The sequence below is a fragment of the Janthinobacterium sp. C22 genome, assembly GCF_057919405.1.
Genome location: NZ_CP193659.1, coordinates 2,401,159 through 2,424,466 on the forward strand (window position 1 = coordinate 2,401,159; position 23,308 = coordinate 2,424,466).

A 23,308-nucleotide genomic window follows, 5' to 3' on the forward strand; every position below is an offset into this window, starting at 1 on the left:
ATGAATATCGGCCAGGCGGCAAGCGAGACGGGCGTATCGGCAAAAATGATACGCTACTACGAGAGTATTTCATTGCTAAAACCCAGCGCGCGCAGCGACGCCGGCTACCGCATCTACACGCCGAACGACTTGCACGCCCTGCGTTTTATCAAGCGCGGGCGGGGGCTGGGTTTTTCGCTGGAACAGATCCGCGAGTTGCTGTCGCTGTGGCAAAACGACCAGCGCGCCAGCGCGGACGTGAAAGGCATCGCCCTGGCCCACGTCGCCGAGCTCAACAAGCGCATCGCCGAATTGACGGAAATGCGCGATACCCTGGCCCACCTGGCGCAATCGTGCCACGGTGACGACAAACCCGATTGCCCCATCCTGCAAAGCCTGGGGCTGGCCGGCGACACGGAAGCGAAGGCTTGCTGCCATTGAGGTAAATCAACGGAGGCTCTATGGCGTATGAACTGTATTATTGGCCCACGATACAGGGACGGGGCGAATTCATCCGCCTGGCCCTGGAAGAGGCGGGCGCCGACTACCGCGATATCGCCCGCTTGCCTGAGCGCCAGGGACAGGGACTATCCGCCATGCTGGCCTGCCTCGACGGCGGCAGCACGCCGCATGCGGCCTATGCGCCGCCCGTGCTGCGCGACGGCGACTTGCTGATCGGCCAGACCACGAATATCCTGCTCTACCTGGGCCGCCGCCTGGGCCTGGCGCCGCGCGCGGAAAGCGGCCGTTTGTGGCTGAACCAGCTGCAACTGACCATGGCCGACTGGCTGACGGAAGTGCACGACACGCACCATCCGCTGTCGATGAATCAATATTATGAGGAACAAAAAGAGGCGGCCCTGCTGCGCAGCGCGGATTTCCGCGAAACACGGTTGCCAAAATTTCTCGATTATTTCACCCAGGTCCTGCTGAATAATCGCAGCCGCCGTCATTATCTGGTGGGCGCAAGGCTCACGTATGGCGACCTGTCGCTGTTCCAGATGCTGGCCGGCTTGCGTTATGCGTTTCCGCAAGCCATGGCGCGCCTTGCGCCCGGCTATCCCTTCCTGTCCGAGTTGCACGATACGGTGGCGGCGCGGCCGAACATCGCCCGCTACTTGCAATCGAAGCGCAGGATCGCGTTCAATCAGGAAGGCATCTTCCGCCATTACCCGGAACTGGACGGATAAGAAAACAGCCGGCGCAATGGCCGGCTGTTGTGCATGTCGCTTTGCGTGCCGTTTATTGCGCGCTGGTAACGGGGTAGCCCGCCTCGACGATGGCGGCGCTGATGGCGCCCAGTTCTGCTGGCGATTCCACCGTGACGCGCTTGCTGGCCAGGTCGATCTGCACCTGGGCTTGCGGATCGATGGCTTGCACCGCTTTCGTGACCGAGCCGACGCAATGGCCGCAGCTCATGTTTTCAACTTGTAACTGATACATGACAAGCACTCCTTGAATGATTAGGTGCGTCCACTGTAAGCCTTCCCCCGATGGTAAGGTCAAGGGGAAAGCTGGCGTGCGCATCAATTCAGCAGGAAATCGTCCGCTTGCATGGGCGGCGGCACGTTCTCATCCTGCAAGGATTCGCGCAAGCTGATTTCGATGGCGCGGCACATGGCCGACAGCGGCAGATCGTTGGCATCTTCGCCGAACGGCTCCTCGATCTCGTCGCCCAAGGCATCGAGGCCGAAGAAGGTGTAGGCGACGATGGCGACGACGAATGGCGTCATGAAGCCGAGCGAGTCGACCAGGCCGAAGGGCAGCAGGAAGCAGTACAGATAGGCTGTCCGGTGCAGCAGCAGCGAGTACGAAAACGGAATCGGCGTGCTGCGGATGCGTTCGCACGAAGCGCCTGCCGCCACCATGGCCGAGACCGTGCTATCGATCTGTGCGGTGAGGATGCTGTCGATGCGGCCCTGCCGGACGCAGTCGGCCAGGTCGTGGCCCATCTGCAGCATCAGGTAGTCGGATGGATTCGATGCCTGGCAAGCCGCTTCCCATTCTGCCGGGCGCAGCAGCGGCTGCAAGTCGGCCGGCCCGCGCGTGTCGCGCAACTGGTGACGCAGGGCGTGGCAAAAGGCGATGGCGCGGTAAATCATGCGCACGCGCACATCTTCCAGGCCCAGCCTGGCGTGGGCCGGCGTGTCGCCGCGTATCATCGTCTGGCACTGGCGCGAGAAATTACGGCTGCGCAACACCAGTTCGCCCCACAGCTTGCGCGCTTCCCAGTAGCGGTCGTAGGCGGCCGTGTTGCGAAAGCCCAGGAAGATGGCCAACGGCAAGCCGATCAGGGTAAACGGGATGGTGGTGAGGATCACCTTGTGGTCGAACAAGGTGCCGTGGCACCACGTGACGAGGGAGGCGATCAGGGTATTGACGATGAGCGTGGTGCGGATGCGCGGCAGGACGGAGCCGCGCACGACGAGGAACAGCCGTAGAGCCGAAGGGCGCTCGCGCACGATCATGCTGGTCTCCCTGCCGGGAGCTGGGCTGGCGGGGAACGGCGCGCCCGGTGATGGGTAAAAGAGGAAAGACGCAGTGGCAAGTGCCGGGAACAAAAAGCCCGCGGTGCGTGCGGGCTGAGCTGGGTGTGCATGGGAAACAGTGTAGGGAAGACGCTTTAAGTATAGGCCGCCGATCCGTTTCCAGCCAATTCACAGTGATAATGGGTATTATTCATTTCATGAATGAATATTTCATTTGTAATTTATTGTGTGAATTTAACTATCCGTATCCTGTCGCTGCTTGATCTTCTTGCGGTGTTCTTCCTGCTGCCGTTTCAGTGCGGCACTGGCCGTATAGTCGTTGCGGAACCACGTCGGGTTCTTGCCGCGGCGCGGCCGGGAGCAATCAGCCAGGCTGGCCACGTCGGCGCAGTCGCAAGCGCAGTCCAGCAAAGGCACGTCGCAATCGCAAAATCCCGCCTGTGCCTGGTGGCGCGCGCTGCGCCGCGCCTGCGGATGCAGCTCCCGGTACCGGCGATGGCGTTCGCCGCAGGCGCGCAGGCGGCGTTGCAGCAGCGCCAGTCCCGGGCGCAAGCCGTGGCGCGCGATGACCTTGCAGCCATAGGCGGAGCAGCTGTCGCGCCCCGTCAGCACGCGGTAGGCGCAGGAGTAGCCTTTCCAGGGCGACAGATGGCGCTGGTAGGCACGGATCGCCCACAGGGCCAGATGCTTGCCGCAGGTGTCGAGTGAAAAAATGCGGGTTCCTTGGGCGGTCGCGTTCATTAGAGTAATGCAATGTTGCGAGCATACAATAGGGCTGCAAATAAGAATAGCGCCAGGGGCCTAGGCGCCCATGCTTTTCCAGCCGTGCCAGCCGAACGCCGCCAGCCACGCCACCATGATCGCCAGCCCCGGCAGCAACAGCCATTTTGCTGCCGTTTCTTCCCACGCCACATACGGCTTGCCGCCGCGTGCGATGGCCAGCAGCGCCTGACCGCCATTCAGGCCGGCGAACGGCAGCAGATTAAAGGCGCACAGTTTCAATGCGAACAGGGCGAACACCGGCGCAAAGCCGTGCGTGCGGGCAAACGTTTCCCCTTCACTCAGCAATTCCTGCGCCGTCGACAACGGCGCCAGCGCGCCAGCGACGATTTGCCAGAAGGCGGCGATAAAGCGCTCCCAGCCTGATGTTCCCATGATGCCCAGCGCCAAGGCCAGCAGCACGGCCACGCCGCTCAATGGCAGCAGCGCCTGCTTCCACAGTGGCTGGAAGTTGTAGGCGTCAAGGCAGGGGTCGTCGTCATACAAAGTTTCCTCGCGCGTATCCTTCAGCACCAGATTGCCGGCCAGCGGCAGCAGCTTGAGGTGGACTTTGCCCCAGGTCAGCAGGGTGGGGCCCACGCCGTAGCGGATGCTGCGCACCGTGATGCCGAACAGCCTGGCGCAGATGGCCATGACGGAAATGTGGATGAGCATGAAGACAATAAGGCAGAGCAGCAATTGCATGGCGGGAGGCATCGGATAGCGTGTCATGAAGGAAAGGAGCGGTATTAAAGCATGACGCATAGAAAATGATGCGCACATGAAAAAGCCCCGCCTGCATCGCTGCAGCCGGGGCTTTTGTATGACTGGGGCAGCTGGCGCCGCCCGCTACGATTTACAGCACTTCGCTGGCGTGGTCGGCCAGGCGCGAGCGCTCGCCGCGGGCCAGGGTGACGTGGCCGCTGTGGGTCCAGCCCTTGAAGCGGTCGACCACATAGGTCAGGCCGCTCGAGCCTTCCGTCAGGTACGGCGTGTCGATCTGTGCGATGTTGCCCAAACACAGGATCTTCGTGCCGGGACCGGCACGCGTGACGAGGGTCTTGACTTGTTTTGGCGTCAGGTTTTGCGCTTCATCGATGATGAGGAACTTGTTGACGAAGGTGCGGCCGCGCATGAAGTTGAGCGACTTGATCTTGATGCGCGAGCGGATCAGGTCTTGCGTTGCCGCACGGCCCCATTCGCCGCCATCGGAGTCGGACTTGTTCAGCACTTCCAGGTTGTCGTCGAAGGCGCCCATCCATGGCGACATCTTTTCTTCTTCCGTGCCCGGCAGGAAACCGATATCTTCGCCGACGGGCACCGTCACGCGGGTGACGATGATCTCATTGTAGAGCTTGGTTTCCAGCACTTGCGCCAGGCCGGCGGCCAGGGCCAGCAGGGTCTTGCCGGTACCGGCCTGGCCCAGCAGGGTGACGAAATCGCATTCCGGATTCATCAGCAGGTTCAACGCGAAGTTCTGCTCGCGGTTGCGCGCCGTCACGCCCCACACATTGTTCTTCGTGTGGCTGAAGTCGCGCAGGGTTTGCAGTACGGCCGTCTTGCCGTTGATCTGCTTCACCTGGCCGTAGAACGGCGTTTCGCCGTTTTTCGGTTCCAGGTAGATGAACTGGTTGACCAGCAGCGATGGAATGAACGGGCCCGTTACGCGGTAGAAGGTGGAGCTGTAGCCATTCTTGCTTTCCTGCCACGATTCCATGTCCTTGCCGTGCTTGTTCCAGAAGTCGTCCGGCAATTGCACGATGCCCGAGTACAGCAAGTCCGTGTCTTCCAGCACATGGTCGTTGAAGTAATCTTCGGCCGGCAAGCCCAGGGCGCGCGCCTTGATGCGCATGTTGATGTCTTTCGACACCAGCACCACGGGACGGCCATCCTGTTCCGACTCGAGCGAGCGCACGACGGCCAGGATCTGGTTGTCGGCCTTGCCCACTGGCAAGCCTGCCGGCAGGTCGGCGCTTTGCAGGCGCGTCTGGAAGAACAGACGGCCCTTGGCATCCTTGTTGCCCAGCTTGGACAGCAGGATGCCGTGCTCGATGGCGTCGTCATCCGTGTTGCTGATCAGGGCGTCGAGCGTGCGCGACACCTGGCGCGCATTGCGCGCCACTTCCGTCATGCCCTTTTTGTGGTTGTCCAGCTCTTCCAAGGTCATCATCGGCAGGTACACATCGTGTTCCTCGAAGCGGAACAGCGACGATGGATCGTGCATCAGCACGTTGGTGTCGAGCACGAACAGTTTCGACAGGCCGCGCTGGTCGGCGGCGCGGCTGGCGGACGACTTGAGCTGCACTTCGACGGGCTTGTGCTTGGCCGGATGCGGTTGCTCGGCTTGCTTGACGGGCTTGATCGGCGTGACCTTGCCTTTTGCCGCCGGTTTGGCTTTCGCCCCAGGCGCGGCAACGACGGCAGGCGCGGCCGCAACCGGCGCGGGCGCAGGCACCGGCTTGGCGACCATCAGGGCCGCCACTTGCTTGATCTTCGTGGCCGCATTGCGGACCGGCTTGGCAACTTCGGCGATCGCCGCTTCAATGACAGGTGCAGCCACTTTCTTGGCTGCCGGGGTTTTGGTGGCCGGGCGCGCTGCGCCTGCGCTTGGGTAATCTTGGGTGGCCAGGATGGTGGCTGGCTTGCTCGGTAATTTTGGCAGTGGCATCAGGATCTCAATCAAAAAATTTCTGGAATGAATCGCCCATGGGCAGCCAGCTTCTGGCGGCACTTCTCATGGGGTGGATGCGGGGGAACAACAATGCTACAGGACGAGTAACTGCCGGAAGGCCGGCAGCATGGCCGGTCATGGACGCCATCGGCGGGCTGCAGGCCCGCCTGGCGCAGTGGATGGAGGCGCTTCGTTGACTCAAAATGGCGATAGGTACCGTGAACTGAACTGCGGTTGAACCAGGCTCGCTGGAAGCCGACAACGCGCATTGGATCAAAATGGACGATCAATTCAGATGCGCTACGAATTCCAGCACTTCTTCCACGTGAGTTGCGACCTTCACGCCTCTCCATTCTTTCACCAATCGGCCCTGGGCGTCAATCACAAACGTACTGCGCTCGACGCCGCGTACCGTCTTGCCGTACATCTGTTTCATCTTCATGACGTTAAACAGCAGGCAAACGGCTTCGTCGGGGTCGGAAATGAGCTCGAACGGCAGCTCCAGCTTGGCTTTGAAGCTTTCGTGCGAGCGCAGGGAATCGCGGCTGATGCCGTAGATTTCCACACCGGCGGCGGCAAATTGCGCATACGCGTCACGGAAAGCGATGTTTTCCGTGGTGCAACCAGGGGTGTTGTCCTTCGGATAGAAAAACAGCACCGTGGCCTTGGCCGGGCGGCCCAGCAACTGAAAGGTCTTGCCGCTGGTCATGGCGGCGCTAAAGTCGGGTATGCTAACGAGGGATTGGCTATCAGCCACAGGTTCTCTCCTGAACGGTGATCATCAGCGCTGGTTTTTAATCTGGCAACGCATCCAGGTGCAACAATACAGCATTCAGGCCGCTTTGCCCTGCACAATCAGGCGTCCCGAACGCCCGGGCAACTCATCCCAGGTGATGGGGCAAACGGGCAAGTCCGTATTTTTTATCTTTTCATAATAATCGCCCATCGCTGCAAACTGGTAGCCCTGGGCTTTCCAGCCAGCCAGCAGCTGTTCGAAAATGGGGGCGAGTTTCTGTCCTTCAAGTTCCGCGTGCAAGGTATATACGTGGTCGCGGGGATTGTCCGCCGTCAGCGACAATATATGCGCGGCAACATTGCCGGTCGTGATCAGCTTGCCGTCGATTTCGCAGCCCAGCAATTCATCCAGGGTGGGCAGGGTGGTGGGCAATTGCACGCATTGCAGGATGGTGTTGCCATTGCGCACGCGGTGCGGGCCATTGCCCGGATGCACCATGGCGCCGCGCGCGTCGAGCATGGCACGGCCGTCGGAGGCAAAGCGGTAGCCGGCCGTGTCGTGCTCGACAAAGGCGCTGACATTCATTTGCCAGCCGGCCGCGCCGTGCGTATGCGGCTTGCTACCGAACACCTGCTCGTAGCGGTTGGCGGCCTTGCGCATCATGTTGATGGTCCAGGCGGCGTTGCGCTTGGCCACATTGTCTTGCCACAGGGTGTGATCCCAGGTGTGGATGCCGCACTCGAAACCGGCATCGCGCACGGCGCGCAATTGCGCCGCGCACTGCTTGCCGATATCGGGTCCCGGCAGCAAGGTGCCGTACATCAATGTTTTCAAGCCGTAGTGCTCGACCACCGACGTGCGCGAGACCTTGCTGAAAAAGCCGGGCTTCAAGGCGCGCCGCAGGGCCCAGCCCGTGTGGTCGGGGCCCAGCGAGAACAGAAAGGTGGCCTTGGCCTGGTGCGCGGCCAGCATGCGCACCAGATTGCCCATGCCTTCACGGGTGCCGCGATAGGTATCGACGTCGATTTTCAGGGTCAGGAACGGCTTGCTCAACATTAATCCATCAGGGCTTTGGCTTGGGCTACCTGGCTGCGGTAGGCGTCGAAAATATTGCGCAGGGAATCGGCCATGGTGGTGGTCGGCGCCCAGCCCAGCTCTTCGCAGGTGTTGGTGATTTTCGGCACGCGGTTCTGCACGTCCTGGTAGCCGGCACCGTAGTAGGCGCCCGAGGTCGTTTCGACGATTTTCACGTGTTTCGCGCCTTCCGCGTATTCCGGGTATTCGGCGGCCAGCGTCAGCATCATGCCGGCCAGGTCGCGGATCGAATAGTTATTGGTCGGATTGCCAATGTTGTAGATCTTGCCGCTGGCGATGCCGTTCTTGTTGGCGATGATGCGGATCAGCGCATCGATGCCGTCGTCGATGTAGGTGAACGCGCGTTTCTGCGCGCCGCCGTCCACCAGCGAGATGTTCTCGCCGCGCACGATGTGGCCGAAGAATTGCGTCACCACGCGCGAGGAACCTTCCTTCGGCGTGTGGATCGAATCGAGTCCGGCGCCGATCCAGTTGAATGGACGGAACAGGGTGAAGTTCAGGCCTTCCATGCCGTAGCCCCAGATCACGCGGTCCATCAGCTGCTTGGCGTTCGAATAGATCCAGCGCGGCTTGTTGATGGGGCCGCAGATCAGTTCCGAGTTTTCCGGATCGAATTCCTCGTCATGGCACATGCCGTACACTTCGGAGGTCGACGGGAAGACCAGGTGCTTGCCGTACTTGGCGGCCGAGCGCACGATGGGCAGGTTGGCTTCGAAGTCCAGTTCGAAGACGCGCAGCGGCTGCTTGACGTAGGTCGATGGCGTGGCGATGGCCACCAGCGGCAGGATCACGTCGCATTTCTTGACGTGGTACTCGACCCATTCCTTGTTGATCGTGATGTCGCCTTCGAAGAAGTGCATGCGCGACTTGTAGTTATCATCTTCCAGCAATTCCGTGATGCGGTCCGTGTTCATGTCCATGCCGTAGACATGCCAGTCGGTGGTCTCCAGGATGCGCTTGGACAGGTGGTGGCCGATGAAGCCGTTGACGCCTAAGATGAGGACTTTTTTCATGTGAGATTCTCTTGTGTGATATCAGTGTGTGCTGACGCGGGTGGTCAGACTTGCTTGCAATTGCTGAGCCGAAATCGGCTCCCCGGCAGCCCTCAGCGCGGAAATGGCCAGCATGCGGCCGTCTCCGCAGACGCCAAAGATGCAATTATCCACTACCGCCAAGCCCGGTGGCAAACTTCCTGCGGAATGCTTGCTCAAACGGGCTTTTTCGATGGTGTAAATAACATTGTTGACTTCGGTGAAGGCGCCGGGATACGGAGGCGCGACGGCCCGGTGCAGGTTGTACACCTGCTGCGCGGGTAACTTCCAGTCGATGCGGCCGTCTTCCGGCGTGCGGCCGCCAAAATAGCCGCCCTGGCGCAAATCGTTGAGTTGGCGCGGCGCCGTGCCGTCCAGCAAGGCCGGCAGCACGCCCCACAGCGTTTGTTCCGCCGCCACGGTGACCTTGCCGAAGACTTCGAATGCCGTGTCGTCGGGCAGGATGGGCACGGCCGTTTGCGCCACGATGGCACCGGCGTCCGGCTTGACCGTCATTTCATGCAGGGTGGCGCCCGTCTCCGTGGCGCCATGCAGCACGGCCCAGTTGACGGGCGCGCGGCCGCGGAACTGCGGCAGCAGCGAACCGTGCATATTGTAGGCGGGCGCGACTTCCAGAATGCTGGCGGGCAACATGTGGCGGTAGTAAAAGCTGAACAGCATGTCCGGTCTGGCCGCCTGCACCCGCGCCAGCAGGTCGGGCGCGCGCGCGTCCGAAGGCGTGATGTACGGGATGCCTTCGGCCTGGCACAGGCTGGCGACGGATTCGAACCACAGGTTTTCCGTGGGACTGTCTTCGTGCGTGACGACCAGGGCGATATCGACGCCGCCGGCCAGCAGCACCTTGATGCAGCGCACGCCCACGTTGTGGTAGCCGAAGACGACGGCGCGGGGGCGCCCATCAGCGGCCCACCTGGCGCTTTTCCAGGCGCACGTACGATGGCGCCTCGGCTTCCGCCTGGGTCATGCCGTCCTGCAAGATGGTTTGCACCACGTAGCGGGGCCGTGCACGCACTTGCTGGAAGATGCGTCCCACGTATTCGCCCACCAGGCCGATGCCGAACAGGATCACGCCCATCAGGAAGAAGGCGATGGCGAACAGGGTGAACACGCCTTGCGCCTCGGCGCCCAGCAGGAAGCGGCGCACCAGCAAATAGATCACCAGCAGGGCGGAGCTGACCGACAGCAGCATGCCCAGCATCGAAAAGATTTGCAGGGGAATCAGCGAAAAGCCCGTGACCAGGTCGAAATTGAGGCGGATCAGGCTGTACAGCGAGTATTTCGACTCGCCGGCGGCCCGTTCCTCGTGTTCGACGGTGATTTCCGTCGGCTTGCGGGCAAACGTGTAGGCCAGGGCGGGGACGAAGGTGTTGACCTCGGCGCACTGGTTGACCAGGTCGATCACATTGCGGCCATACGCGCGCAGCATGTTGCCCTGGTCCGTGATCTTGATGTTGGTGATGCGCTCGCGCAGGCGGTTCATCATCTTCGATGCCAGGGTGCGCCAGGCGGAATCTTGCCGCTTGCGCCGGATCGAGCCCACGTAATCGTAGCCTTCGCGCATCTTCGCCACCAGGTTGCCGATTTCTTCGGGCGGGTTCTGCAGGTCGGCGTCGAGCGTGACCATGATCTGCCCGCGCGAAGCTTCAAAGCCGGCCAGGATGGCCATGTGCTGGCCATAATTGCCATTGAATAAGACGACGCGCGTGACGTCGGGGCGCTGGCGGAACTGTTCCGCCAGGATGGCCACCGAATTGTCGCGGCTGCCATCATTGATGAAGATGATCTCGTAGCTCGTCTGCAAGGCGTCGAGGGCCGGATACAGGCGGGCGAACAGGCTGGCCAGGCCATCCTGTTCGTTGTAGATCGGAATGATAATGGACAGTTCAGGTTTCATCGGCGCGCTGCTCACTTGATGAGAATGGATTTGACGGTGGCGACGGCGCGTTCCACATCCTGTGTCGTCATGGCGTAGAACATCGGCAAGGTCACGGTCAGGCGGCCGATCTTTTCCGAGACGGGGAACATGCCCTCAGTAAAGCCGCGTTCGCGGTACATGGTAAACAGGTGGATCGGTGCGTAATGATAGCCCGTTCCCACGTTTTGCTGCGCCATGGCCTGCATGAACGCGGCGCGCGTGCCGGGGCCGTTGTCGGGCAGGATGATCTGGAACAAGTGCCAGTTGCTGTTTTCAAAGTCCTGCACGGGCAGCCGGGCGCCGCTGGCCGCTTCGAAGTCGCTGCCGAACTGCGCGAAATAGTGGCGCGCCAGCGCGCGGCGGTGGGCCGTGATGGCGTCGATATTGGCGAACTGGCCCAGGCCGATGGCGGCCATGATGTCGCTCATGTTGTATTTGCCGCCCAGCACATCGACGTCGATGCCGTCCACGCCGCTGCGCGTGACGCCCTGCAGCCGGTATTTCTCGGCCAGTTTCGCTTCTTCCAGGTTGTTCAGGACGAGGCAGCCGCCTTCGCCCGTGGTGATGTTCTTGTTGGCCTGGAAGCTGAACGAGACGAAGTCGCCGAACGCGCCGATGCGCTTGCCTTTCCAGCTGGAGCCGAACGCCTGCGCCGCGTCCTCCACGACCCGCAGCTTGTACTTCTCGGCAATCGCGTACAGGCGGTCCATGTCGACGGGCAAGCCGGACAGGTAGACGGGGATGATGGCTTTCGTCCGCGGGGTGATGGCCGCTTCCAGCTTGTCGAGGTCGATATTCCGCGTGACGGGATCGATATCGGCAAACACGGGCGTGGCGCCCACTTCGATGATGACGTTCGCCGTCGCGACCCACGACACGGGCGTGGTGATGACTTCGTCGCCGGGGCCGATGCCGGCGATGCGCAGCGCGATTTCCATGGTGCACGTGCCCGAATTGAAGGTGCGCACGGGACGCCCGCCGAAATACTCGGACAGCTGGGCTTCGAAGGCTTGCACCTTCGGGCCGCTGGTGATCCAGCCCGAGCGCAGCACCTCGCCGACGGCGGCGATGGTCGCTTCATCGATGGTGGGTTTGGAAAAAGGCAAAAAGGGCAGGGTAGAGGTCATGGGGCGCGGTTCTTGGGTCGGTATGGTGTCGGGTGTCGGTGTCGCCGAGGCTGCCGGTGCGGTCAAACACCGCCGGCAGGCATGGCTATTTTATATCGTTCATAGGGCGGCGCGGCCCCTCGGCGGTGAAAAATCCTGCCGCTGCGGGGCGGGGCAAGCCGGCCGGGGGCGCGATCCGTGCTGCTTCGCGCCCCGGTTCTCCATCTATTTGTTGGCAATGACCATGCGGCGCGCATCCTCGGCAATGACGCGCATGGGCACGCCACGCTGTTGCAATTCCTTGTAACGGTTCAGGCTGATAATGGCCATGTCGTGCACGCCGGCGTTGGCATCGTTCGTCCACTGCGTGATGAACGGCTCGATGGTCGGGATCGACAGTTCCGGCTGCTGTTTCAGGCCAAACGTGAATTCATCCCAGTAATCGACGAGGATCACGGGCCGCTGCAGGTAATACGTCAGCGACTGTTCATAGATGCCGACCGAATAGAGCTTGGTATCGGCCTTCAGTTCGGCCTGGATCTGCGGCAGCATGTCGCTGCCCGCGCGGTTCTGGCCATACAGTTCGGAGCCGGCCAGGATGCAGTGCGTGGCCAGGAAGCCGGCGCCGGCGATCGTCAGCACGGTCATGTCGCGGCGCAGCTGGCGCGCATGCAGCAGGGCCAGGGCGCCGCCGGCCAGGGCGAAGAAGCCGGCCGCCATCAGCCATGGCTGGTAGCCTTTCAATGCGATCAGTGCCGCCGGATCGCGCGCGCTGGCCTTGCCGAAGGCGATCGGCCCGCCGATCAGGATGGCCGCGCCCAGCACGCACAGCAGGCCGGCGGCGAACAGGCGCTGGCGGCGCGATGCCGATTCGAGGTACAGCGCCACCAGCAAGGCCAGCGCCGGGAAGATCGGCACGATATAGCCGGGCAGCTTCGAGGTCGAATAGCTGAAGAAGAAGAAAATGAAGACGGCCCAGACCAGCAGCATCAAGCGCGGCTGGAAGGCGCCCGGCTGGCGCTGGAAGGCGGCGGCCAGGCTTTGCGGCAGCACGCCTATCCAGGGCAGGATGCCGGGAATGAGCAGCACGAGGAAATAGTACCAGGCGCCTTCGCGCTTGTGCCCCTTCATCAGGAAGCGCTGGAAATGCTCGTGGATGAAGAAGAAATGCGGCTGCTCCGGATTGCGCAGGGCCACCAGCACGAACCAGGGCGCGGCGATGGCGAAAAAGACCAGCAAGCCCTTGACCAGGTGCAAACGCGTCCAGATGCGCCAGTCGCGCGCGCACAGCGAATACAGCACCAGCACGGCGCCCGGCAGCACGATGCCGATCAGGCCCTTGGCCAGCACGGCCAGCGCCATGCCGGCCCAGCAGGCCAGCATCCAGTTGCGCCGCTCCGTCGCCGTGGCGTCGTCGCGCTGGGCGATCAGCAGGCTGCCCAGGGTAATCGTCATCATGCCCGACAGGCCCATGTCCAGCGAATTGATCTGCCCGGAAGCGAGCCAGAACAGGCTCGACGCCAGCACCAGGCCCGCGTACAGGCCCACGCGGGGGCCGAAGACCTTCTTGCCCGCATAGGCCGTCATGCACACGCCGATGATGCCGCACAGGCCAGTCCACAGGCGCGCCTGCCACTCGCCCAGGCCGAAGGCGGCGAAGGTCAGCGCATTCATCCAGGTTTGCAGCGGCGGCTTTTCAAAGTACTTGATGCCGTTCAGGCGCGTGGTGATCCAGTCGCCCGTGACGAACATTTCGCGCGCCATCTCGGCGTAGCGGCCCTCGTCGGGCGGCACCAGGGTGCGCACGCCCAGCGCATACAGGGTGACGACGATGAAGATGCCCAGCAGGGACCACATCAGCACCCGCGACGAGTGCAGTTCGTTGACATTGATTTTCATGCGGCCTTGCCTGCGGCCGGGGCCAGGATCAGGGCCAGGGTGACCTTGCGGCCTTCGCCCATGAGGATATTGTAGGTGCGGCAGGCGGCCTGGCTATCCATGCATTCGACGCCGATGCGGCGCATGGTCAGCGCGGCCGTCAGCTTCGGGTGCACGAAGCGCTGGCGCTCGCCCGTGCCGAGGATGACCACGTCGGGCGCATCGGCCAGGATCTGCGCGAAATGCGCCTCGTTCAATTGTTCGAAACTGTCCACTTCCCACGCGCGTGGCGCCATTTCCGGCATGACGATCAGGCTGTAGTTGTAGGGCTGGGCATTGATCTCGACGCCGTTTTCGTCATAGCCGGTGACAGTCTGGTATTGTTGGGTGCTGCTGGCGTGGAGTTTCATGGCGATATCGGGGCTGGTCGTGTCGGTTGATCGGTGCGCGCGCGGCCAAACTGGGTGCCGCGGCCAAGGGCGTAAGCATGCCATAAATGACAGAAAAGAGCGACTGAAAAGCAACATCCTTTCCAAATTGCAATGTTCGGCGCCACAGTGACGCTGCCTGCCTGCGCCATGGTAATGGCGCAAGATTAAGGGAAGATGAAGATGGCGGCCGCCGGATGGGCTTACCGATGCGCCGGCGTGGCAGAATCGGCGTCAAATGCTGCAGTTCGCCATGTTTAATTTGATAAAATGGCCTGTTTTCGGCGAGAATGGTTGTTTTCGCCTTGCAGTCTTTCGCATCGCAGTTTCACGGGTTCATAGTTCTGGCGCGGCGGCCACGCTGCAAGCTCAAGTCTCCGCGCCGCATCACGACAGGGATTTATTTTGCGACCGATTCAGAAATCGAATAAATTGGCGGACGTCTGCTACGACATCCGCGGCCCGGTCCTGGAAAAATCCAGGCAAATGGAAGAAGAAGGCCACAAGATCACCAAGCTCAATATCGGCAACCTGGCCGTATTCGGCTTCGATCCGCCCGACGAGATCGTGCGCGACATGATGCTCAATCTGCAGAACGCGGCCGGCTATACGGACTCGAAAGGCATGTTCGCGCCGCGCAAGGCCGTCATGCACTACACGCAAGGCAAGAATATCGCCGGCGTGACCATTGATGACATTTACCTGGGCAATGGCGCTTCCGAACTGATCGTCATGTCGATGAACGCCCTGCTCAACAGTGGCGACGAAGTGCTGGTGCCGGCGCCCGATTACCCGCTGTGGACGGCCGCCGTCAGCCTGTCGGGCGGCAATCCCGTGCATTATGTGTGCGACGAGCAGAACGAATGGTATCCCGACATCGAGGACATGCGCCGCAAGATCACGCCGCAGACCAAGGCCATCGTCGTCATCAACCCGAACAATCCCACCGGCGCGCTGTACCCGGTTTCCGTGCTGCTGCAGATCGTCGAACTGGCGCGCCAGCATCAATTGATCATTTTCGCCGACGAGATCTACGACAAGGTGCTGTACGACGAAGCCGAGCACGTGTCGATCGCCTCGCTGGCCGACGACGTGCTGTTCATTACCATGAACGGCCTGTCGAAGAATTACCGCTCCTGCGGCTACCGTTCCGGCTGGATGGTGGTCTCGGGCGAAAAGCGTCACGCCAAAGATTACATCGAGGGCCTCAACATGCTGGCCTCGATGCGGCTATGCGCCAACGCGCCGGGGCAGTTTGCCATCCAGACGGCACTTGGCGGCTACCAGAGCATACAAGACCTGGTGGGGCCCGGCGGGCGCCTGTTGAAACAGCGCGATCTGGCGCACAAGCTGCTGACCGACATTCCGGGCGTCACCTGTGTCAAGCCGAAGGCCGCGCTGTACATGTTCCCGCGCCTGGACCCGGAGATCTACCCGATCGCCGACGACCAGCAGTTTGCCTATGAATTACTGGCCGAAGCCAAGGTCCTGATCGTGCAGGGCACGGGCTTCAACTGGATCGCGCCCGACCATTTCCGCGTCGTCTTCCTGCCCAACTCCGATGACCTGACCGAGGCCATGGGGCGCATTGCGCGCTTCCTCGAAGGCTATCGCAAGCGTCACGGCCGGGGCTGAAAGCCAGCAGCAGCAATCTCGATCAACCTGGCGCCGCCCAAGGGGGCGCCACTTATGAGCAGTCAAGCACAACTATGAAATCCATCAAGATCGGCCTGCTGGGCCTGGGCAATGTCGGTTACGGCACGTTCAGCGTCCTGAAACGCAACCAGGAAGAAATCAAGCGCCGCGCGGGCCGCGGCATTGACGTCGTCGCCGTCGCCGTGCGCGACGTGGCGCGCGCCGAAGCGCTGGTCGCCGGCGGCTGCAAGGTCGTCAATGATCCCTACCTGATCGTCAACGATCCCGAGATCGACATCGTCGTCGAACTGATCGGCGGCTACGACCTGTCGAAAACCCTGGTGATGCAGGCCATCGCCAACGGCAAGCACGTGGTCACGGCCAACAAGGCCCTGCTGGCCGTGCACGGCAACGAAATCTTCGCCGCCGCCCAGGACAAGGGCGTGATGGTGGCCTTCGAGGCGGCCGTCGCCGGCGGCATCCCCATCATCAAGGCGCTGCGCGAAGGCTTGACGGCCAACCGCATCGAATGGATCGCCGGCATCATCAACGGCACCACCAATTTCATCCTGTCCGAAATGCGCGACAAGGGCCTCGATTTCGCCACCGTGCTGAAACAGGCGCAGGAACTCGGCTACGCGGAAGCCGACCCCACGTTCGACATCGAAGGCGTGGACGCCGCGCACAAGGCCACCATCATGTCGGCCATCGCCTTCGGCATCCCGGTGCAGTTCGACAAGGCCTACGTGGAAGGCATCAGCAACCTCAATGCCGTCGACATCCGCTATGCCGAGCAGCTGGGCTACCGCATCAAGCTGCTGGGCATCACCAAGCGCGCCACCGTCAACGGCGTGGAAGGCATCGAGCTGCGCGTGCATCCGACCCTGATCCCGGCCAAGCGCCTGATCGCCAACGTGGAAGGCGCCATGAACGCGGTGCTGGTGCATGGCGACGCCGTCGGCGCCAGCCTGTACTCGGGCCGCGGCGCGGGCGCCGAGCCGACCGCTTCGTCGGTGATCGCCGACCTGGTCGACATCACCCGCCTGGCCACGGCCGATCCGGAACACCGCGTGCCGCACCTGGCGTTCCAGCCGAACGCGATGACCGATATCGCGATCTTGCCGATGTCGGAAATCACCACCAGCTACTACCTGCGCATGCACGTGGCCGACCAGCCGGGCGTGCTGGCCGACCTGACGCGCATCCTGGCCGAACGCGGCATCTCGATCGACGCCATGCTGCAAAAAGAGCCGGCCGAGGGCGAGACGCATACGGACATCATCATGCTGACGCACCAGACGCAGGAAAAGAACGTCACGGCCGCCATCGAGAAGATGGAAGCGTTGCATAGCGTGGTGGGCACGGTCACCAAGATCCGCCTGGAAAACCTCAGCTGAGTTTTCAGCGATCCATGCAGAACGGCGCCCGCGGGCGCCGTTTTTTTATGCGTGATGTCGTCGGATTACGCCGCCGTACCGACGGGGCCCACGTCCATGCCGTCATAGCTGGCCAGTTGCTTGTCCTGCGCAAATGCCATCAGTTCGCCATTGCGCGCGTGCAGGCTGTCGACGCCGTGCACTTCGGCCTTTTCCACGTGCAGCACCCACACGGGCGGTGCCGCCGGATCGTCGAGTTCCGGCTGGTACAGTTCCACGGGGCGGTAGCCCTGCAGCGCCAGCAGGGTGGCGGCCTGCTCCAGCGGTTCGGAGGTCGGGTTGGTGAAGTAATAGCCCCACAGCAGCGGCTGGGACAGGTCCCAGGGCGCGTTCTCGGCGATATTGGCAAACAGTTCGGTCACATCTTCTTTGGTCATCATGGCGATGCCTTCCTTGAAATATCAGGGCGCGATCTTAGCATCCATGCCGCCTGCACGTCATTCGCCCATAAAAAAACCGGCTGTATGAACTGAACCCCAAAAGTTGGACACCAACTTTTGGGGTTTTTCATGTCGAAGTACAGTGAGCAATTTAAGCTCAGCATTATCGAGCAATATTTGTCCGGTTCTGTAGGGTATAAACAGATTGCCGACAAGCACAATCTTCATCATTCAACTGTGAGATTGTGGATTAAATTGCATGCAGCGCATGGCATTGACGGTCTGGTAAAAAAGTTCAGCCATTACACTGCAGAGTTCAAGCTCTCTGTGTTGCAGCATATGTGGTCCGCTGATTTGTCTTGCTGGCAAGTCGCTGCCGTATTCAATATCCGCAATCGCGGCATCATCAGTCATTGGGAGCGCTGCTATCATAGCGGTGGTCTAGAAGCCCTGATTCCACGCACACGTGGAAAGCCCAAGCAAATACCCTTACTACCACCTACAGAGCCGTCCGAATCCCTTCCGGATCCCGCAGAACGCACCCACGACGAATTGGTCGCTGAGGTCAACCAATTGCGCATGGAGGTAGCTTACCTAAAAAAGTTAGAAGCCTTAGCTCAAGCGCAGAAGCGGCAGAGTACGACAATGCGCAAAAAACGCAAGTAGTTACTGAGCTAAGGCAGTATTTCCCGTTGAGCGCATTGCTTGAGCTCGCTGGCATACCACGCAGTACCTTCTACTATCAGCAGAAAGCAGCCCAGGCATGTGACAAATATGCAGGACTGAAGAAGCAGATCGCTGCCATCTATGCTCGCCACAAGGGGCGGTATGGCTACCGGCGCATCACTTTGGCCATCAGACAATTGGGCGAGAAGGTCAACCACAAGACCGTTCAAAGCCTGATGCGCAAGCTCGGCCTCAAGTCGCTGGTACGGCCCAAAAAGTATCGGTCGTACAAAGGAGAGGTCGGACAAGCAGCGCCGCATATCCTGAAGCGATGCTTCGAAGCCAATGGCGCCAATCAAAAATGGGTGACGGATGTGACGGAGTTCAAGGTGCGCGGCGAGAAGCTGTACCTCTCGCCGGTCATGGATTTGTACAACGGTGAAATCATTGCATTTGAGACCTCAAGGCATCCAGAGTTCGCATTGGTTGGCAGCATGCTCAGGAAGGCTTTGAAAAAGCTCACGCACGATGAGAGGCCCATCGTGCATTCGGATCAAGGCTGGCAATACCGAATGCCGGCTTATGCTTCTTCGCTGTGCTCAAGACAGAGTTCTTCTATCTGAACAAGTTCGGCAGCGTCGATGAACTACAACGCGGCATCAAAAAGTACATCCACTACTATAATCACGACCGCATCAAGCTCAAGCTAAAAGGGCTGAGTCCCGTGCAATACAGAACTCAGCCCTGGGCAACCTAGCAAACTAAACCGTCCAACTATGTGGGGTCAGTTCAGTATGCCGGTTTTTTTATCAGCCGTTAAAAACGGCTTGATTCTGATTCGCGCGAGCGTGAATTAGAACTTGTAGCGCAGGCCGATCGACAGCAGGTCGGCTTTCAGTTTCATGCCATCCTGGCTCATCGTTTTACCGAAGTTCTCATATTCAGCAACTGCCGACAGGTTTTTATTGATGTTGTAAGCAGCGCCGATGCCAAACAGGGCGGCGGTTTTGTTTTTCGATTCGCTGGCGTTGAAACCGATCAGGTTCAATTTAGCTTTGGTGTGGTTTTGAGTAACGCCAACTTTTGCAAACAGCGAGAACTGTTCGTTCAGTGGCAGCGTACCCGTTGCTGCTGCGTAGATAGCGCTGGTTTCCATGCTCAGCGATTCCTTGCCTTCGCTTTCTTTCAGTTTGCCGAAATTGACGTAGCCGGCTTCTGCGCCGAAGTTAGGCGTGAAGTCGTAACCAGCGTAGACTTTAAAACCGGTTTTGTTTTCTTTGCCCGAAATTTCGTCACCCGACAATTTCAATTCCGAACGGCCGACATTCGCGCCGACATAAATGTTTTCAGCTTGCGCAAACAAAGGGAATGCCAGGGCGGCGCCAACGACTACTGCGAACAATTGCTTTTTCATATTAATCCTAGATAATTAATGCGGGGAGACTGTCTCGCCGCTTAATGGGAGCCGAATTGTATAGGGATGAATATGTTTATGTAAGGCAATTATTTAAAAAATATTACAAATAATGTACTTGTTGTTTTTTTGCAACGTTGAATATCGAAGACATATCTGTCTGGTATCTCATGCTGCGCCGCCGAAATGCACGCTGACCTTCAATCCATGCCCATTCGCCGCCGTGGCCAGTTCCAGCCGCGCGCCGTGCAGGGCGGCGATGTCGCGCACGATGGCCAGGCCCAGGCCGGCGCCGCCCGGGTTGCTCTCGAGCGCCGCGCCGACCCGGTAGAACGGCGTCAACACGCGTTCGCGCTCGGCCGGCGGGATGCCCTTGCCGCTATCTTCCACTTCCAGTACGGCGCCGTGCTCGCGTCCGTTCGCTGCCTGCGCCGCGCGCACGCGCAGGATCACGCTGCCGCCCTGCGGCGTGTAGCGCAGGGCGTTGTCGACCAGGTTGGCCACCAGTTCATGCAGCAGCAGGGCCTGGCCATGCACGGGCGCTTCGTCGGGCGCTTCCAGCGACAGGTCGATATGCTTGCCGACGGCGGCCATGGCCATTTCCAGTCCCACCTGCTGCGCCACGTCGCGCAGCGCGACCGTGTCCATGGCCAGGCTGTCGCCGCCATGCTCGATGCGCGCCAGGGTCAGGAGGCGGTTGGCCAGCAGCACGGTCGAATCGGTGGTGACGGCGATCGAGCGCACGATGTCGCGCAGGGCGGCGGCGTCCTGCGGCGCGCCCGCCTGGCGGTCGCATTCGCGCATGGCCAGTTCGGCCTGGGTTTTCAGCACCGTCAACGGCGTGCGCAGCTGGTGCGAGGCGTCGGCGATGAAGCGGCGCTGGCTGGCGATCAGCTGCTGCAGGCGCGACATGGAACCGTTCATGGCGCTCACCAGGGGCGCATTTCCTTGTGCACCAGCGCGGGATCGACGTCGGACAGGTCGGACAGGGTGCGCGTCTCGACTTCCATTTTCAAGCGCATCAGCGGGCGCAGCACCAGGCGCACGGCAAACCACACGAGGGCGCCCATCACCAGCACCATCGCCGCCTGCCAGATCAGGGTGTCGAACAGGATCTGGTTCGACAGGCCGCGCCGCGCGTCCAGCGTTTCGGCCACCTGGATCAGGGCGATGCCGCGCATCGAGTCGTCATACACGGGCTGCAGCAGGGCGGCGATGCGGATCGGCTTGCCGTGGTAGTCGGCATGGTAGAAGCGCACCAGGGCCGGATAATTCTGCGAGCGGGGCACGTTCTTCGGCACGGGCGGCAAGTCGCCGTAGCCCGACACGAGCTCGCCGTTGATGCCCGTGACCTTGTAGTAGATGCGGCCCAGGGTGTCGGTCTCGAAGCTGTCGAGCGCCACGTAGGGCACTTCGGCCACCACCTTGCCGCCGACGATGGAGACGCGCTCGGCCAGTGCCCGCGTCGACGCCAGCAGGGAGCGGTCGTAGGCCATGTCGGCCGCGTCGAGCGCGTTGCGGTACACAAAGACGGCGTCGAGCAGCACCAGCATCACCAGCGGGATGAGCAGCCAGCGCAGCAGCTGGCTGCGCAGGCTGCCCAGCGGCCGCCCCTGCGCCCAGCGCCGGCGCAGGCGCTCGAACAGGGGCGGGCGTGGGGCGCGCACGGTCATTTTGACGCGGCGGGGGCCATCGCGCTGCGCGGCTGCAGCAGGTAGCCGATGCCGCGCAGGGTGGTGATGACGGCGCCGTCGGGCGAACCGGTTTCCACGCCGCTTTCCAGTTTCTTGCGCACGCGGTGGATATACAGTTCGATGGCGTCCAGGTTGGCGTCGTCGGCCAGCGCGAAGACTTCGTCGAACAGCTTTTCCTTCGATACGGCCCGCCCGGAGCGCGTGATCAGCGCTTCGAGCACGGCGTGTTCGCGCGGCGTCAGCGCCAGCGCCGCTCCGCGATAGCTGAACATGCGCGTGACGGTGTCGAAACTGAGGGCGCCGCAGGTGTGCACGAGCGCTTCGTTGCCCTGGCTGCGGCGCAGCAGGGCTTTTACGCGCGCTTCCAGTTCGGCCAGTTCGAACGGCTTGGCCATGTAGTCGTCCGCGCCCAGGTTCAGGCCCTGCACTTTTTCATCGAGGCCGCCGCGCGCCGTGAGTATCATGACGGGAGTCTTGCCGCGCGTGCCGCCGCGCGCGCGCAGGCGGCGCAGCACGTCCAGGCCGTCCATCTTCGGCAAGGTCAGGTCGAGCAGCACCAGCGAATACTCCTGCGTATGCAGCAGGGCGTCGGCATCGGCGCCGTTGTGGGCGGTCTCTACCGTCAGGTGCGCGTCGCGCAGGGCCTTTGCCAGCCAGTGCGACAGCTCCAGATGGTCTTCCACTAATAATATGCGCATGGTCTCCGCCATTCGTTTGAAACGATACAGTGTAAGCCCGCCGGCGCCGCACCGACAGGGGCGGCGATGAATATGTCTGTTCCCCTTGTGGCTGTCCGGCGACACCTGTCAGTCTGAAAGCGAATTGAAAGGATCGCGATCATATAGTGTGATCCTGATTCATGAAGTTGATCAGGCATATCACCAATAACTATATCTAAGGGAGACACTCTACATGAAGAAATCCGCATTCCCGCTGGCCGTCATGGCGTTGCTCGCCATTGCCGGCAGCGCCCACGCCCAGTCGAACGTCACCCTGTACGGCCGCCTGGACGCCGGCATCAGCAACACCAGCAACGCCGGTCCGAACAAAAGCTCGATGACGCAGGTGAGTTCCGGCGGCATGAACACCTCGCGCTGGGGCATCCTGGGCAGCGAAGACCTGGGCGGCGGCCTGAAAGCCGTCTTCAATCTGGAAGGCGGCATCCTGGTCGATACGGGCGCGGCCGACGGCGCGCTGTTCAAGCGCCAGGCCAACGTGGGCCTGGAAGGCGCGTTTGGCCGCGTCGTGCTGGGCCGCTCGTTTACCACCGTGTACGACTTCGTGCTGCCGTTCGATCCGATGGCCTATGCGCCTTTCTATTCGTGGGCCACCTCGGCCAACGCGACGGGTCCGAGCAAGTACGGCATGACGACGGCCTTCGACAACATGGTCAAGTACTCGGGCAAGACGGGCGACTTCAGCTACGGCGCATCGTACGGCTTCGGCGAACAGTCGACGGGCAGCTCGGACAGCGCCAAGCTGTCCACGGCCGTCACCTACAAGACGGGTCCTGTCAGCCTGCTGGCCACGTATGAGCGGGTGAACGGCAACGCCATCGCCGGCGGCGCGCGCGACAAGACCAGCGTGTACCACCTGGGCGCCATGTATGAGGACGGCCCTTGGAAAGTGCAGGCGGCGGCGCGCGACTACAAGCTCGATCCGGCTGCCTCCGGCAAGGCCGACGTGCGCGGTACCCTGTACTGGGGCGGCGTCAGCTACAAGACCACGCCGGTGATCACCCTGACGGGCGTGATCTACTACCAGGACGTGAAAAACGTGGCCGCCAACCTCGATGCCGATCCGATCATGTACGTGGCGCGCGTGCGCTATGCCCTGTCCAAGCGCACCGACCTGTACGTGGCCGGCGCCTACGCCAAGGCCAAGCACAACCAGTTGGTCAGCCTGTCGCGTGACGACGCCGGTTTCGGCGACACGCAGCGCGGCCTGATCGCCGGCATCCAGCACCGCTTCTAAG

Annotated in this window: 21 protein-coding genes and 2 pseudogenes; 6 read left to right on the forward strand and 17 right to left on the reverse strand. The window is 61.5% G+C overall.

The window, feature by feature from the left end:
- On the forward strand, window positions 1–420 hold the full coding sequence (gene cueR, locus ACRHIG_RS11065) for a Cu(I)-responsive transcriptional regulator (protein WP_475415561.1): 420 nt from the start codon (window positions 1–3) through the stop codon (window positions 418–420).
- Between the two features lie 20 nt (window positions 421–440).
- Complete coding sequence (locus ACRHIG_RS11070) at window positions 441–1,169, forward strand: glutathione S-transferase (RefSeq protein WP_489630190.1); 729 nt, start codon at window positions 441–443, stop codon at window positions 1,167–1,169.
- 52 nt (window positions 1,170–1,221) lie between these two features.
- Here the strand turns inward: ACRHIG_RS11070 and ACRHIG_RS11075 are convergent, their stop codons facing one another.
- The 13 genes from ACRHIG_RS11075 to ACRHIG_RS11135 form a co-directional block, all read right to left on the reverse strand.
- Window positions 1,222–1,422 carry a heavy-metal-associated domain-containing protein gene (locus ACRHIG_RS11075; RefSeq protein WP_070219128.1) on the reverse strand — a complete coding sequence of 67 codons (201 nt, stop codon included), beginning with the start codon at window positions 1,420–1,422 and terminating at the stop codon, window positions 1,222–1,224.
- An 83-nt stretch (window positions 1,423–1,505) separates the two neighbouring features.
- The gene (locus ACRHIG_RS11080; RefSeq protein ID WP_489630191.1) at window positions 1,506–2,447 is read right to left on the reverse strand and encodes a bestrophin family protein; all 942 of its coding nucleotides are present in this window, start codon (window positions 2,445–2,447) and stop codon (window positions 1,506–1,508) included.
- Between the two features lie 255 nt (window positions 2,448–2,702).
- Complete coding sequence (gene yidD, locus ACRHIG_RS11085) at window positions 2,703–3,209, reverse strand: membrane protein insertion efficiency factor YidD (RefSeq protein WP_489630192.1); 507 nt, start codon at window positions 3,207–3,209, stop codon at window positions 2,703–2,705.
- Window positions 3,210–3,269: 60 nt separating this feature from the next.
- On the reverse strand, window positions 3,270–3,932 hold the full coding sequence (locus ACRHIG_RS11090) for a site-2 protease family protein (RefSeq protein ID WP_489630193.1): 663 nt from the start codon (window positions 3,930–3,932) through the stop codon (window positions 3,270–3,272).
- A 151-nt stretch (window positions 3,933–4,083) separates the two neighbouring features.
- A complete protein-coding gene (locus ACRHIG_RS11095) occupies window positions 4,084–5,895 on the reverse strand; it encodes a PhoH family protein (protein ID WP_489630194.1) in 1,812 nt (603 codons plus the stop codon).
- 289 nt (window positions 5,896–6,184) lie between these two features.
- On the reverse strand, window positions 6,185–6,628 hold the full coding sequence (locus ACRHIG_RS11100; protein ID WP_489630791.1) for a peroxiredoxin: 444 nt from the start codon (window positions 6,626–6,628) through the stop codon (window positions 6,185–6,187).
- Between the two features lie 102 nt (window positions 6,629–6,730).
- Window positions 6,731–7,690, reverse strand: coding sequence for a polysaccharide deacetylase family protein (locus ACRHIG_RS11105; RefSeq protein WP_489630195.1), 960 nt, complete (start codon window positions 7,688–7,690; stop codon window positions 6,731–6,733).
- Window positions 7,690–8,742 (reverse strand): bifunctional UDP-4-keto-pentose/UDP-xylose synthase, encoded by a 1,053-nt coding sequence (locus ACRHIG_RS11110; protein ID WP_070290550.1) that lies wholly within the window; start codon window positions 8,740–8,742, stop codon window positions 7,690–7,692. Before ACRHIG_RS11110 ends, ACRHIG_RS11105 begins: the two co-directional genes overlap by 1 nt.
- 21 nt (window positions 8,743–8,763) lie before the next feature.
- The gene (locus ACRHIG_RS11115) at window positions 8,764–9,642 is read right to left on the reverse strand and encodes a formyltransferase (RefSeq protein ID WP_489630196.1); all 879 of its coding nucleotides are present in this window, start codon (window positions 9,640–9,642) and stop codon (window positions 8,764–8,766) included.
- Window positions 9,643–9,679: 37 nt separating this feature from the next.
- A complete protein-coding gene (locus ACRHIG_RS11120; RefSeq protein WP_326456826.1) occupies window positions 9,680–10,675 on the reverse strand; it encodes a glycosyltransferase in 996 nt (331 codons plus the stop codon).
- An 11-nt stretch (window positions 10,676–10,686) separates the two neighbouring features.
- Window positions 10,687–11,823: a DegT/DnrJ/EryC1/StrS family aminotransferase gene (locus ACRHIG_RS11125; protein ID WP_489630197.1), complete on the reverse strand. Its 1,137-nt coding sequence runs from the start codon at window positions 11,821–11,823 to the stop codon at window positions 10,687–10,689.
- Between the two features lie 204 nt (window positions 11,824–12,027).
- The gene (locus ACRHIG_RS11130; protein WP_475415551.1) at window positions 12,028–13,701 is read right to left on the reverse strand and encodes a glycosyltransferase family 39 protein; all 1,674 of its coding nucleotides are present in this window, start codon (window positions 13,699–13,701) and stop codon (window positions 12,028–12,030) included.
- Window positions 13,698–14,090, reverse strand: coding sequence for an Mth938-like domain-containing protein (locus ACRHIG_RS11135; RefSeq protein ID WP_489630198.1), 393 nt, complete (start codon window positions 14,088–14,090; stop codon window positions 13,698–13,700). Before ACRHIG_RS11135 ends, ACRHIG_RS11130 begins: the two co-directional genes overlap by 4 nt.
- Window positions 14,091–14,513: 423 nt before the next feature.
- Between ACRHIG_RS11135 and ACRHIG_RS11140 the strand changes: the two genes are divergently transcribed.
- Together ACRHIG_RS11140 and ACRHIG_RS11145 are read left to right on the forward strand one after the other, a co-directional pair.
- On the forward strand, window positions 14,514–15,743 hold the full coding sequence (locus ACRHIG_RS11140) for a pyridoxal phosphate-dependent aminotransferase (protein WP_034750427.1): 1,230 nt from the start codon (window positions 14,514–14,516) through the stop codon (window positions 15,741–15,743).
- 74 nt (window positions 15,744–15,817) lie between these two features.
- Entirely contained in the window at window positions 15,818–17,140 is a 1,323-nt protein-coding gene (locus ACRHIG_RS11145) for a homoserine dehydrogenase (protein ID WP_489630199.1), read from the forward strand.
- A gap of 65 nt (window positions 17,141–17,205) precedes the next feature.
- Here ACRHIG_RS11145 and ACRHIG_RS11150 read toward each other — a convergent pair whose 3' ends face one another.
- Window positions 17,206–17,559, reverse strand: a complete 354-nt coding sequence (locus tag ACRHIG_RS11150; protein WP_475415549.1) for a ribonuclease E inhibitor RraB — start codon at window positions 17,557–17,559, stop codon at window positions 17,206–17,208.
- 129 nt (window positions 17,560–17,688) lie between these two features.
- Here ACRHIG_RS11150 and ACRHIG_RS11155 point away from each other — a divergent pair.
- A pseudogene (locus tag ACRHIG_RS11155) lies at window positions 17,689–18,982 on the forward strand (IS3 family transposase).
- 96 nt (window positions 18,983–19,078) lie between these two features.
- Here the strand turns inward: ACRHIG_RS11155 and ACRHIG_RS11160 are convergent.
- The 3 genes and pseudogenes from ACRHIG_RS11160 to ACRHIG_RS11170 form a co-directional block, all read right to left on the reverse strand.
- Complete coding sequence (locus tag ACRHIG_RS11160; RefSeq protein WP_489630200.1) at window positions 19,079–19,639, reverse strand: outer membrane beta-barrel protein; 561 nt, start codon at window positions 19,637–19,639, stop codon at window positions 19,079–19,081.
- Between the two features lie 168 nt (window positions 19,640–19,807).
- A pseudogene (locus ACRHIG_RS11165) lies at window positions 19,808–21,312 on the reverse strand (sensor histidine kinase).
- The gene (locus ACRHIG_RS11170; RefSeq protein WP_475415547.1) at window positions 21,309–22,031 is read right to left on the reverse strand and encodes a response regulator; all 723 of its coding nucleotides are present in this window, start codon (window positions 22,029–22,031) and stop codon (window positions 21,309–21,311) included. Before ACRHIG_RS11170 ends, ACRHIG_RS11165 begins: the two are co-directional and overlap by 4 nt.
- A 214-nt stretch (window positions 22,032–22,245) precedes the next feature.
- Between ACRHIG_RS11170 and ACRHIG_RS11175 the strand changes: the two genes are divergently transcribed.
- Window positions 22,246–23,307 carry a porin gene (locus tag ACRHIG_RS11175; protein WP_489630201.1) on the forward strand — a complete coding sequence of 354 codons (1,062 nt, stop codon included), beginning with the start codon at window positions 22,246–22,248 and terminating at the stop codon, window positions 23,305–23,307.
- Window position 23,308 lies beyond the last annotated feature (1 nt).